At 28.8% G+C, this 13,955-nt stretch carries 11 protein-coding genes; 4 read left to right on the forward strand and 7 right to left on the reverse strand.

The window, feature by feature from the left end; genetic code table 11:
- Nucleotides 1-420: 420 nt before the first annotated feature.
- Both ABFX13_RS03315 and ABFX13_RS03320 read left to right on the forward strand, forming a co-directional pair.
- Complete coding sequence (locus ABFX13_RS03315) at nt 421-3,936, forward strand: ZmpA/ZmpB/ZmpC family metallo-endopeptidase (RefSeq protein WP_346042425.1); 3,516 nt, start codon at nt 421-423, stop codon at nt 3,934-3,936.
- 187 nt (nt 3,937-4,123) lie between these two features.
- The gene (locus ABFX13_RS03320; protein WP_346042381.1) at nt 4,124-5,863 is read left to right on the forward strand and encodes an ABC-F family ATP-binding cassette domain-containing protein; all 1,740 of its coding nucleotides are present in this window, start codon (nt 4,124-4,126) and stop codon (nt 5,861-5,863) included.
- 92 nt (nt 5,864-5,955) lie between these two features.
- Here the strand turns inward: ABFX13_RS03320 and ABFX13_RS03325 are convergent, their stop codons facing one another.
- The 3 genes from ABFX13_RS03325 to ABFX13_RS03335 form a co-directional block, all read right to left on the reverse strand.
- Nucleotides 5,956-6,774, reverse strand: a complete 819-nt coding sequence (locus ABFX13_RS03325) for a lysozyme inhibitor LprI family protein (RefSeq protein WP_346042383.1) — start codon at nt 6,772-6,774, stop codon at nt 5,956-5,958.
- A 360-nt stretch (nt 6,775-7,134) separates the two neighbouring features.
- Entirely contained in the window at nt 7,135-7,641 is a 507-nt protein-coding gene (locus ABFX13_RS03330; protein ID WP_346042385.1) for a hypothetical protein, read from the reverse strand.
- Nucleotides 7,642-7,790: 149 nt separating this feature from the next.
- Nucleotides 7,791-8,165 (reverse strand): CGGC domain-containing protein, encoded by a 375-nt coding sequence (locus ABFX13_RS03335; protein ID WP_346042387.1) that lies wholly within the window; start codon nt 8,163-8,165, stop codon nt 7,791-7,793.
- 291 nt (nt 8,166-8,456) lie between these two features.
- Between ABFX13_RS03335 and ABFX13_RS03340 the strand changes: the two genes are divergently transcribed.
- Entirely contained in the window at nt 8,457-9,320 is an 864-nt protein-coding gene (locus ABFX13_RS03340; protein WP_346042391.1) for a YitT family protein, read from the forward strand.
- A 108-nt stretch (nt 9,321-9,428) separates the two neighbouring features.
- On the opposite strand, the gene ABFX13_RS03345 is transcribed toward ABFX13_RS03340, so the two are convergent.
- Genes ABFX13_RS03345 through ABFX13_RS03360 form a run of 4 tightly spaced genes read right to left on the reverse strand, consistent with a single transcriptional unit; the run spans nt 9,429 to nt 13,268 of the window.
- Complete coding sequence (locus ABFX13_RS03345) at nt 9,429-10,235, reverse strand: ABC transporter ATP-binding protein (RefSeq protein WP_270646787.1); 807 nt, start codon at nt 10,233-10,235, stop codon at nt 9,429-9,431.
- Nucleotides 10,235-11,245, reverse strand: coding sequence for a FecCD family ABC transporter permease (locus tag ABFX13_RS03350; protein WP_346042396.1), 1,011 nt, complete (start codon nt 11,243-11,245; stop codon nt 10,235-10,237). The genes ABFX13_RS03345 and ABFX13_RS03350 overlap by 1 nt, the downstream gene beginning before the upstream one ends.
- A complete protein-coding gene (locus ABFX13_RS03355) occupies nt 11,242-12,240 on the reverse strand; it encodes a FecCD family ABC transporter permease (RefSeq protein ID WP_346042400.1) in 999 nt (332 codons plus the stop codon). The genes ABFX13_RS03350 and ABFX13_RS03355 overlap by 4 nt, the downstream gene beginning before the upstream one ends.
- Complete coding sequence (locus ABFX13_RS03360; protein WP_346042403.1) at nt 12,240-13,268, reverse strand: iron-siderophore ABC transporter substrate-binding protein; 1,029 nt, start codon at nt 13,266-13,268, stop codon at nt 12,240-12,242. The genes ABFX13_RS03355 and ABFX13_RS03360 overlap by 1 nt, the downstream gene beginning before the upstream one ends.
- 394 nt (nt 13,269-13,662) lie before the next feature.
- On the opposite strand from ABFX13_RS03360, the gene ABFX13_RS03365 reads away from it, so the two are divergent.
- Nucleotides 13,663-13,955 (forward strand): S-layer homology domain-containing protein (locus tag ABFX13_RS03365; RefSeq protein ID WP_346042407.1); only part of this gene is annotated, 293 nt, incomplete at its 3' end.

A 13,955-nucleotide genomic window follows, 5' to 3' on the forward strand; every position in this document is an offset into this window, starting at 1 on the left:
ACATGTTTAGTTAACTTTCAATTTATATTAAATCCTAAAGTTTCAATTGTCTTGTTATTTTGATCTAATACTCCAAAAGCTTACTTCTCTCTTAATACTAGTAATCCTAAAAATAATTTAGGATTATTTTAATAATGATCCTTCTATTAATATGAGTTCTAATTATGATAAAAAATAGAAAAATAATACCGATAATATTTATGTAAAGTTTACATTAAGTAAATCAAATACTAACTACAACTTAGTACAAACTATAATACATTTATGAAGTATATAAAAACATTAAATGTCAAAAACAGTTATAAAAATAAAAAAATCATGCAATTTTCTTAAAAAAATGATATATTTTAATTTAAAAGGAGAGTATTAATGATGAAAAGTAAAAAATTAAGTGTGATTGTTTCATCAATGATTATTGGAATGACTGGTACAATATCATCTTTGCCTGATACCGTATATGCAGAAGAAACCCAAGACACAGTAATCGAAGAAAATTCACACCAAGAAATTAAGAACAAGAATACATTGGATCATATTTACAGAAATAATAATGCCAATGGGAAAGAAGTAAGTAAACAGGTTAAAGAAGCTTTACAATCAGTTAAATATGAAAAAAATGATGTAATTGCTAATTTATTAGCACCAAATAGATTTTCTGGTGTGGATAAACTTAATAAAAAACAGGAAATATCAAAGAGAGATAATATTTCGATAACTAATGTGACAGATACACAAGTAGAGAAAGAACTCAAAGAAGACAATGTACATGTTATGTCTTATGGTCAATCTTTTTTTGATACACAAAAGGATATTGAATATATTATCCAAAAACTTATTGAAAACTCTACGATTGAACAAGGGTATACAGGTGATCCTAATCAGTATTTTATAAGTAAAATAACTAAAAATAAGGAAAAATTACTTTTAGGAATTGCCTATATTGATCGATTGTATGACTTTAATATTGGAAACAAAAACATAAAAGAAATTTTGACTTATACTCCTAATTATTATGGAAAACAGATTGATCCTTTAGATTGGCTTATTAGGATTGGTGGATCTGGCGGAGAGATGCTTAAGATTTCTAATAACTTAAAAGCTTTTGCAAATTTATTTAAAGGTGTAGTTACAGATAAAGATTCATTATTATCTTTTCTGGAAGATAATAAAAATAGATTTGCACCAAATATTAAAATGGAAGAATGGTTTAAAAAAGCAAGTAAAGCAATTATTGTGGAACAACCTTCACAGTCAAATCCCAATGCTACAACTAATTTATACTATAAGTTGAGTTCCGAAATTAGTTTACAGGCACATATTTTACCATTACTTACAGTGTCCGAAAATAGTATTTATGTTATTACAAATTCTGCAACAATTACATATGGTCTTGTAGATAGTTATGTTGATAGAAGTTTAAAAGAGAGCAATAATACTCTATATCAAGAAAAAATTAATCAATTCAAACAACAATTGGAAAAAGCTGCGAAACAGCAACATGATTTTATTGAATTTTGGTATCGATTAGGGAAACCAAAAGTCCATTCTTTATTATCAACCAATCGTTTAGTTATTGACAGTCTGCGTCTTTATAATAGCCAAACAACAAACCCTTCTAAAGAATGGTCACCAAAGTTTGGAGATGAGGCTGCTCTGGGTGTAAAAGAATTTATTACACCACTAAATTTGTATGCAAATTATTTTATGGCAGATGGTCAGGCGGAAGGATCTCAAATTCGTCTTTTCTTGGCAAAGGCATTAGATGAAAGAGGTCTTTGTACTTATACACATGAGTTAACTCATCTATTAGTTGGAACGGTCTGGCTAAACAATAATAAACAAAGAGATGGATTAGAAGCAGAATTTTATCCTAGAGGTTTATTTGAAACATATGAGTTAAATGAACCTGTTTTAAATCTAAATTTAATATATGACCATAATGGAAAAGAAAGGTTTCATAATAGCTCCCCGGAACGTTTTAAAACAGATAAAGACCTTCAAGAATATACGAGGGGACTTTTTGATGTTTTATATACATTAGATTACGCGGAAGCTAATGTAATATTAAAAAAGGACAAAAGCGATAAACAAAAGTGGTTTCATAAATTAGAACAGGTTAACGATCCAAGAAAAAGATTTAATCAAGGAAACCCAAAAGCAACTCACAAAATAGATAGTATAAGAAAAATATCAATTGATGAAGCAAATGAGTTAAATACCATTTATGATCTTGTTGATAAAAACATTATTACTTCTCGATATGAGGTTGAGGGTCTTAAAACTACTGGAAATGTCCCAAGCAATGGATATTATGTTATACCACTTTTTAGTTCTAACTATGCTGGTGTACAAAATAACAATGGTGTTTCAGGCGATGTTATGATGAGAAGGCAAGCATACGAGCTAATTGCCGAATATGGATACTATGATGGTTTGGTACCTTATTTATCTAATCAATATAAAGCCCAAGCAGATAAAGATGGTAAAGTGTTGTCAGATGAATATATTTTAGGGAAAATATTTGAAGGTAAATATGCTACAATGACTGACTTTAAAAAAGCCATGTTTAAAAAGCGTATTGATAAAAAAGAACAGTTAAAGCCTATTTCAATTGTTTGGAAAAATAAAAAAGTTACAATTAGTGATTTTGATAAACTTAATGAACTTATGACAGATGCTGTAGAAAGTGACTTGAAGAATGTCCATGAATTACCAACTGGGTGGAATAATATTCGTGCTCAAAATATGCAAGTTGAGTTATTGAAGAAAGAAATATTTAAAGCTTATTTGAAAGAAACGGATGATTTTAATAAATCAATTTATAGTGATGTTCCTTCAATTAAAACATATACAGTAATTTTTGATAAAAATTCGGCATATTCAGAGGGTGAAATGAAACCTCAACAATTCGAATTTAACAAACCAGAAAAATTAGATAAAAACCTGTTTAAAAGACCAGGATATTGTTTTGTAGGTTGGGCTATAACACCAGATGGAGAAGTCAAATACAAAGACCAAGAAAATGTATCTAAACTAACAGCTGATTCTAGTAAACCAGTTCAATTGTATGCAGTATGGTCAAAAAATTTAGAATCGTTGAACTTCGTACCAAAAATAAATGTAACGGATAAAATACTAACTGTTGGTGACAAGTTCAATCCATTAGACGATGTAACTGCAACAGACAAAGAAGATGGAAATATTTCTAAAGATGTTAAAGTTGTAGAAAACACAGTAAATGCAAGTGAGCCAGGAACTTACATAGTTAAGTATGAAGTAACTGATAAGCAAGGAGCCAAAGTTACTAAAACTATAAATGTAGTAGTAAAAAAGTTAAAAATTATAAAGCATAATAAATATATAAATGGATATCCAGATAATACATTCAGGCAGGAAAATAAAATAACTCGTGGAGAGATGGCTACAATGCTTACTCGTATCATATTAGATGGAAAACAGATACCAATTACAGAAAATAAATTTAATGATATAAGTAATGATTATTGGGCAAAAAATGAAGTTAACTATTTAGCATCTAAAGGCTTATTAAATGGATATGAAGATGGGACTTTTAGACCAGAAAATCCTATAACAAGGGCTGAAGTAGCAACAATTCTTGTAAGATCAAATAGTAATATTAAACAAAACTTAAAAAAAGTATTCCCAGATATAAGTGATAATCACTGGGCAAGTAAATATATAGAAAAGGCTGCAGAACTTGGATATATGGTAGGATACGAAGATGGCAGTTTCAAACCAGATAAAGTAATAACAAGAGGTGAAACAGTAGTTACACTTAACCGTATATATAGAAAGCCTTGTGATTTTAAAGAAACAAATAATTCTAAAATACTATTTGCAGATTTAGATAAAAATAACTGGGCATATAATGATATAATTAAAGCAATTCTATCTCATGAGCATGTTGAAAAATAAATAAAAATATAAATAACTTCAATATATAAATGTTACTATAGATTGTATATTAAAGAGCTTATTTTTATAGGCTCTTTTTATATCTTATTAAAAAGCAGACTTTTAAGCCTTTGGAAACGTAAAGTAATTTACCAACACGTAGCTTAAGCAAAACGAATTTTTTTAAATGATAAAGAGAGGTAATTATATGATAAAAATTGACAACTTGTCCTACTCGCTTCCACAAAAAGACCTATATAATAAGGTTTCATTTACATTAGAAGAAGGTCAACATTGTGCTTTTATAGGAGCAAGTGGTAGCGGAAAAAGCACACTTATAGATATAATAATGGATCCAGAAAAATATGTATTTGATGGTAAGTTAGAAATGAATCCAAATTTAAAAATTGGGTATGTAAGTCAGTTCTCACAACTAGACAAACTAAAAGAAACTACAGTTTTTGAATATGTAGCAGAGGAGTTTATCAAGCTACAAGATGAAATAGCATCTATTTGTAGTCAAATGGAAAACTCTTGTGATATTGATACTTTACTAGAAAAGTACCAAGAAGCTTTAGATGCATTTGATGCAATTGATGGTGATGATTATGAAAGCAATATTAATAAAAAACTAAATCTTGCAAATTTAACTAAGCATAAAGATAAAATGATATCTGAACTTAGTGGTGGAGAATTTAAACTTATTCAAGTTATTAAAGAAATGCTTAATAACCCAGATTTAATGATTATGGATGAGCCAGATGTGTTCTTAGATTTTGAGAACCTTAACGCTCTTAAAGATTTAATTAATTCTCATAAAAAAACAATTTTAGTTATTACACACAACAGATATTTATTAAATCATTGTTTTAATAAAATTATCCATCTTGAAAATACAGAACTACAAGAATTTGATGGCAGATATATTGATTACAACTTCTCTCTTCTTCAAACTAAAATCGAACTACAAGAAATGGCTATTGCTGATGAAGAAGAAATTGCAAGAAATGAAGCTTTAATCGAAATATTAAGAGAAAAAGCAACTTATAATGCTGAAGCTTCTAGAGGTAGAGCTCTAAAAGCTAGAGTTAAAATCCAAGAAAGATTGGAAGCCAGAAGAATTAAAGCACCATTTGTAGATATTAAACAACCATATATCAATTTAGAGACAAATAATGAAATTGAAGAAACTATTGCTCTAAAGGCTTGTGACTTTGGTATATCATTTGATGAAGTTCTTTTAGAAAATGTTAACTTCGAAATAAAATCTACTGATAAAGTAGCTATTGTTGGTACAAACGGTGTAGGAAAAACTACTTTATTAAAAGAAATATTTAAAAATAATAATGAATCTATTAAAATAAATGAAAACATTAAGCTAGCTTACTTATCTCAAATGCAAAGTGAGGTAGTAAATGAGTCTAATACAATACTTCAAGAGTTTTATGATGTTGGATTTGAAACTTATGGTGAAATTAGAAAATATGTTTCAAGATATGGTTTTGATTCAGATATACTTACACAAAAGATTGAATCTTTATCTGGTGGAGAAAAAAATATACTTCAATTGGCGAAGGTTTCTGCTAGTAAAGCAAATATGTTACTAATGGATGAGCCTACAAGCCACTTAGATATTTATTCTCAAATGGCTCTAGAAAAAGCCATAGCAGATTACAAAGGTGCTATTTTAATGATTTCTCATGATTATCATTTTATAGTTAACTGTGCGGATTATGTTTTACTTATTGAAGATAAGACAGTTAGAAAAATGAGTATGCGTAAGTTTAGAAAGATGATTTATGCTAATCATTTTGACAAAGATTATTTACAGATTGAAGAAAATAAAAAATCAGTTGAAATGGAAATAGCTTCTGCTTTAAAGGATACTGATTTTGAACGTGCAAAAACTTTATCTACAAAGTTAGAAGATTTAATTAAATCACTTTAAATAAGTAAACCCCTTAGAATTGATATATTTGTCAATTTTAAGGGGGTATTTTTTTAATTAAAAGCTATATCTAACTTTACGAAGCGTTATTTTTACTTCATATATGTATTAACCAATTCATAACATCTTTCTTTCGTAAGTCTGGCTAATGAACCATTATAAACTACATAATACAATGAACCTCCTCTATTTTCACTTGCTTCATTTTCTGCTGTTTTATCTCTATATTCTATCCAACTACGTTGTTTACTTTTTAGCTCATTCATTTCACTTTCTGGAAGTTGAGTCTTCAATAAACTATAAATCTCATTTAACATATTATCCCATCTCTTTAATCTTGTATATTCTGCTTCTACCAACTCTCCATTTGTACCACTTTTATATAGATAATCTAAGTCGCTCATTCCTTTTTCTGTTGAGTTAAGCTTATTTATATATTCATCCTTATAGCTATGTTTTACTGTTTCTACATTCTTTGTTGTATCTTTATTTTTATCTTTTTTAGCTATATCCTTTGTTGTATCTTTATTTTCATCTTTTTTAGCTATATCCTTTGTTGTATCTTTATTTTCATCTTTTTTAGCTATATCCTTTATTGTATCTTTATTTTCATCTTTTTTAACTACATCCTTGGTTGCATCTTTTTTTTCATCTTTTTTAACTACATCCTTGGTTGCATCTTTTTTCTCTATATCTTTCTTCTTATCCTTTGATATTTCAGGTTTTTCAGCTAACCACGTTGCTTCTTTTCCACAGTTTGAGCAAAGCTTTGTTTCTTCTTTTGACTCTTTACCACAATTGTTACAATATGCGGCAGTTGCAACTTTTTTACTCTGTTTTTTTTCATCTTTAGCACATCCAGTTAGAACTAGTGCCATTATTAAACCCATTGATATAATTACCTTTTTCATTTTTTATCTCACCTCTTAGTTATTATGCTTTACTTTTTATTTAATGTGTTATATACACCTAATTCAGTTATTATTGTAATATTTTCTATATAAACTCCAACAAATATAGCCCCCTAATAATTAATACAACAAAATCTAGTAGGATTACTATCTATTAGAACTTAATAATTTTTTATATTCAGAAGTCTGAAAATCTAACGGATTTATTTATAAATATTATTGTAATTTTCATAACTTACAATAATAAGTAAATTATTAAACTACCTAAAATTCACTATCTCAAAGACAATATTAACATCACTTTTACTAACACTTACCTTAAACAAGTCATCAATCAAAATAACCTTAGCATTTTTATACCTATCCTAACTCAATAGTATCATTTAACTCATTTATTTCATTTTTATCTTTTTTATTTAATTTATCTATATCAATCTCTTTTATTGATTTTTTTGCTTCATCATATTTTTTCTCTTTTATTAACTCTTTTATATGTACTATTTCTTTATCTATTTTATCATGTTGATTTATTTTAGCTTTTAAATTATCTATATCATTTTTTATAGAATCTTCTATAGTTTCCTCATCTATTTGATTCATAATTTTATTAGCCTCATCTATATTGCCTTTTTCAAATTCATCATTTGCTTTTTTATAATTGTCTATTAAAGTTGTTAATCTTTTTGCTTCTTCATTACTGCTTTCTTTGTCTAATGCAATTTTAAATGAAGCTAAGGCTTTATCATATTCTTTATTAGCCATTTCCATTTTACCTTGTTCTATTGCCTTTTTAGATTGACTATTTTCACAACCTACTAAGCTTATCACTAATAATATTAAAGTTAAAATTATTCCTATTTTCTTCATTTAATTTCACCCCTAATTTTACTTTTCTTAAATTTTAACCTACTTATATGTTTACCACATTTTTCAAATTATCAATCTTAAAAATTTTAGATATGGTAAATATTAAAATATATAAGAGGGTATAGTAAAACACTATACCCTCTTAGTAACTATTTCTCTATATTTTTTATGTAATTTATATTATTATTTTTCTTTCCTTCTTTTGATCCATGAGTATATCCAATAACTTCAAAGTGCTTAGAAAATTCTTTAGCAAACTCTTCATAATGACTACATCTACCTCTTATACAAGTTGATATATGCATCACTTCAACATCTGCTTTTTTAAGCTTTTCAATCTTTACATCTAAGCTTCCTACTGGATCTTTATCACATCCATTACAAGTATTAAAAGCAACCAACTTGCATCCATCTTCCTTATATCTTTCAAAAGAATCTTCCATTCCATTAAAAGTTCTTAAGCATCCATTAGCAGTACACTTTCTAGAAATTTCCCCACATACGTATATTGCAATATTTTTCATTAACTTCCTCCTGTAAATAAATCTCAAATCTTTTATCTAGTTCATTAGAAAAATAGCCATATCTTTTTCATAACGGCATAATTTCTCATATACTATACTACAATTTAATTAAATATTTCGTATCATAGGATACGCTTTTAATATTTTTTTAATTTTCATTATATTAAATAACTAATTTTACTCAATTTGTATATCTTTTGTAGATATTCTATTAATTTTGACTAAAATGTTACAAGAGTGATACAATATTTAGTGTAAGAGTTTTAAGGGTAAAAAGGATGGTGATGGGAATTGAGTTTAAAAAACAAGAAATACAAATACTTTTTCGAACTTATCATTTTAGCACTAGGATGCTTTATAATGTCTGTTGGGCTTAACATGTTCTTAGAACCATATATGATAGCATCAGGTGGACTTACTGGTCTTGCAATAGTCCTTAAAAATCTTTTTAACACTCCTTTATGGTTTATAAACTTAGTTTTTAATATACCTTTATTTATATTTGGTATTAAAATACTTGGTAAAAAAGATGCTATAAAAACTTTAATAGGGATTTTATTACTTACATTTTTCTTAAAAGTTACAGAGCCACTAACTTCAGCTTTTCAAACTACCGATATACTACTATCTTCAATTGCAGGTGGTATAGTTGTCGGTATAAGTCTTGGAATGTTATTTAGGGTGGATGCCTCTACTGGTGGAACAGAACTTGCTTGTCTTATCTTAAATAGGATATTCCCTTTTATATCTATTTCTGTATTTATGTTTATAATAGATGGCGCAGTAATTACTTTAGCAGGTGTTGTTTCTAAAAATATTCAAATAGCTTTATATGCTATAATTTCTTTATACGTTTCAGTAAAAATTTGTGATACTATTGTTGAAGGTTTTGATTTCTCTAAATCTTTTATAATTGTAACTAATAATCCTGATGAAATTTCTGATTCAATTATGAAAAACTTAGAAAGAGGAGTTACTTTCTTGGAAGGTCGTGGAGGATATTCAAAACAAAGAAAAGATGTTTTATTAGTAGTAGTTTCTAGACGTGAGGAAGTTCTTTTAAGAAAACTTGTAAACGAAATAGACCCTCTAGCCTTTGTTATAATAAACAATGCTTATGAGGTACTTGGAGAAGGATTTACTAGAAAAAATTAAAATAAAATCAATAAAAACCATGAAGATTTTAAAATATTCATGGCTTATTTATATAACCCCTACCTCGTAAAACACGAGGTAGGGTATTTTTTATTTAATTAATAACTTTTAATTATTAACATGATGCCTTCCCCTTGGTACTATAAAAGGTGAAGAAGATACCGGATCTTTTATAACCGTACAATCTAGTCCAAATACTTTATCAATTAATTCTGATGTTATAACTTCAGATGGTGTTCCTTGATCAATTAACTTCCCCTTACGAAGAGCAAATATATAATCTGCATATCTAGCAGATAAATTTATATCATGAAGTACCATTACAATAGTAGTTCCTCTTTTACGATTTAAATCTGTTAATAAATCAAGAATCTCAACTTGATAAGTAATATCAAGATAAGTAGTTGGTTCATCTAAAAGAAGTATATCTGTTTGTTGTGCAAGTGCCATAGCAATCCAAACTCTCTGACGTTGTCCTCCTGATAGTTCATCTACACTACGATTAGCAAGCTCTGTTATACCCATTATTTCAAGTGCTTCTTCTACAGCATCAAAGTCAGTTTGATCCATACCTTTTAAAAGTGTTTGATATGGGAATCTACCTCTTGAAACTAAGTCACTAACAGTTATTCCCTCTGGAACTACTGGTGATTGAGGTAGTAGGCCTAAAACTTTAGCTAGTTCTTTAGAAGGCATTGAAGTAATTTTTTTGCCATCAATTATAACGTCTCCTGATTTAGGTTTAATAAGTCTAGCAAGTGTTTTTAATAAAGTTGATTTACCACATGCATTTGCTCCGATAATAACACTTATTTTATTGCTTGGAATAGTTATATCAATTCCATCAATTATAATTTTTTTATCATAGCCTGTTACTATATTTTTTGCTTCAAATATATGTTGTTTTTTATTCATTATGCTTGTCCCCTCCTATTTATGCATATTAGTAAAAATAGCATATATGGAGCTCCTAAAATTCCCGTAATTACACCTACTGGAAATCTTGTACTAAATACAAACTGACCAATCATATCTGCTCCAAGTACCAATAATGCTCCAACTAGCCCTGATGCTAAAACATTTGGTGCTCCTGGCCCAACAAGTTTTGATGCTATTGGTCCTGCTAAAAATGCAACAAATGCTATTGGTCCTGTAACAGCAGTTGCAAAGGCAATTAAAAATACCGAACTTAAAATTAATATAATTCTAACTAAATTTATTTTAACACCAAGTGTAGTAGCAAACTCATCTCCTAGTTCTAATATTTGAAGATGCTTTGTTAAAAGTAAAATAATTCCTCCAAATGATACAACAACAATAAATAATCCTGGTACATCTTTCATACTCATTCCATTTAAACTACCACTTAACCATCTAAGTGCACCTGGTACATCATATTGCGATGATTTAAGTAATAAAAATGATATAAGTGCATTTATCATTGCCTGTATCCCAATTCCTATAAGTATTAATCTACCACCTGAAAATCCTGAGCCTTTAGATAATAGATATATAAGTGTTGATACTATAATCCCAGAAATTACTGCAGCTATAGAAACACTACTTCCGCTCATACGAAGAACTAATATACAAAATACTGCTGCAATACTACAACCTGAAGTTATACCTATAATATCAGGACTAGCTAATGGATTTCTAAGCATAGTTTGAAATGTATTTCCTGCTATTCCAAAAGCTAAACCTACTAAAAGTCCACAAATCATTCTTGGTAGACGTAGAGTTCCTATTGTAAATGAAGCACCTTGAATTTGTTCTCCACCTAAAACTTTTAAAACTACACTTAATGGATAATTAGTCTTGCCATATAAAAGCATAATAGTGCAAAGACCTACTGTTAAAGCAAGAAGTATAAAAGTTACACTAATCATACGCATTTTTCTTTTAGCATATCCTTGTTTTATCATATTGCTCTCACCTTCGCTTTCCTAGCAATAATAATAAGAATTGGTGCTCCTAAAAATGCAGTTATAATTCCTACCTCAAGTTCACTTGGGCTTCCAATTACTCTTCCTATAACATCTGAAATTGTTAAAAGCATTGCTCCTCCAATAGCAGACATAGGAACTAAACTTCTCATATTTGACCCAAAAATAAGACGTATACTATGAGGTATCATTAACCCTACAAATCCAATAGGTCCTGCTATTGCAGTAGTTGCACCACATAGTATAACCCCTGCTAATGCACATATAAATCTAATAATCCCTGTATTTACTCCTAGTCCAGTTGCAACCTCATCTCCTAATGCTAGGGCATTTAGTGCTGGTGTTGCTATTATGCTTATAACTAAGCCAATTATTAAAAATGGTAATATTGAATTAATACCTTCCCAGGTTGCACCACTTACACTTCCAACTTGCCAAAATCTATATGCATCCATAACATCTGCACGTGGTAAAATAACCGCACTTACCAAAGATGATAAAGCTGCACTAGTGGCTGCTCCTGCTAAGGCAAGTTTTATAGGTGTCATACCTCCCGCTCCAATAGATGCTATACCATAAACAAATATTGCTGTTATACCTGCTCCAATAAGTGCAAACCAAATATATTCATTAGCTGTACTTATGTTAAAAAATGCAATCCCACTTACAACAAATAAAGATGCTCCAGTATTTACTCCTAAAATACTAGGGTCTGCTATTGGATTTCTAGTAATAGATTGCATAAGGGCTCCTGATATTCCAAGAGAAGCCCCTGCCATAATACTAAAAATAGTTCTTGGAATGCGCTCACGAACTACAACTGCAGCAAAAGACATATTATCACTATTTAATAAAGCATTTATTACTTGATTAAATTCAATATTTTTTGAACCAAATGCTAATGATGCTATTATACATATACCTAGACAAATAAAACTAGCTATGTATATTAGTATTGTTTTTGAAAGTCTCATTATTGTACCTTATCTGCTGCCTCGTTAAGTATTTTTAAGTACTCATCTATTGTCGCTGGAATAGATAATGCACTAGGAGTACCAGATGCAGCTAGAGCTGAACCATCTTCTATAAGTGCAACTGAACCTCTTTTTACTGCTGGAACTGTTCCTAATAAAGCATCTGATTGTAATTGTTTTAATAACTTATCATTTCCATAAGCTACTATAACATCTACATCTTTTAATTTATCAATATTTTCTGAACTAATTTCAACAGCAAAGCTATCTGAAGTTTCAGCTAGTTTAGTTATACTCTCAGGTACTTCAAGTCCTAAATCAGTTAAGTATGCAGCACGAGGATCTGTTGGAAGATATATGTAAAACTTACCTAAATCAGCTGGGTTAAAGTAACAAAATGCTACCTTTTTACCTTTAAGGTTAGAATAATTATTAGTTTTTTCTTTTATTAATTTTTCTAAGTTTGAAACTAATTTCTCTCCCTCATCCTTTTTACCTATAGCAGTAGAGTTTATAGTTATTTGGTCACGCCAATATGTTTGCCATGGAAGTTTAGGATATGCTACAACAGGAGCGATTTTACTTAATAAATCATATTCTTCTTTTGTTATTCCTGAGTATGCAGCTAATATAACATCTGGATTAGAGTTACTTATAGCTTCATAATCTAAACCATCTATATCATCAAAAGTAGCTGGCTTTTCTACACCTAATTCCTTATATTTTTCAGCTGTCCAAGGTAATAGCCCATTTTTATCTGTTTTTCCATAGTTAGCCTTAGATACACCAACTGGTTCAACTCCTAATGCTAAAGGTGTATCTTGATTACCCCAAGCAATTGTTGCAACCCTTTTAGGTTGTTTTTCTATTACAGTTTCTCCAAATGCATGTTTTATTGTCATTGGATAACTGGCAGAACTACTCTGTCCTGTATTAGACTTATCTTGATCTTTGCCCGCTGGGCTTGAACATCCTGTTATTAACAAAGCACAAGCAATAACAACAGAACCTAATTTTTTTAGTTTCATAATCTCCTCCGATTTATATGATAATATTTTTTGAAATTGGTAATTATTATATAATTGATAATAATTATCAATATCTTTTGAACACTATTCTATAATCATTATCGAAATTTGTCAATAAGTTTAATTATAAAAATATATAAATTTTAATTTCTATTTTAAATATTTTCTTTTATGGTTTATTTAAACCTCACTTATACTTAACTAACCAAAAACATAAAATCTTAGTCCTAAATAACTCTATTTTAGTCCAATATTTTAAATTTTCTAAAAATATATGGTATAAATTATAATAATAATAAAAATTTTTATGCAACGTATGCGAACATTAAAGCTTTTTACAAAGAAAAAGTTTAATGGTATAATATTACAGAAAATTACAACAACGGAGGCTATTATGCATAAAAAATTAATAAGTTCAATGTTATTAAGTTCTATTTTAATAACACCTATCTATGTTCAAGCTAATCCTAAGCTAAAGCTAAGTGACATTTCTACACATTGGGCTAAAAAGGAAATAAATCAATTTATATCTAGTGGATATGTAAATGGATATGAGGACGGGACATTTAGGCCAGATAACTCAATAACAAGAGCAGAATTTGTAAAGTTAGTAAACAAATACTTTGGATTTAATAACAAAGAAGATATAAAATTCTCTGATATAAATACAAATGATTGGTACTATAA

This window comes from Paraclostridium tenue, from assembly GCF_039521565.1.
In the GTDB taxonomy this organism is placed as follows: domain Bacteria; phylum Bacillota; class Clostridia; order Peptostreptococcales; family Peptostreptococcaceae; genus Paraclostridium; species Paraclostridium tenue.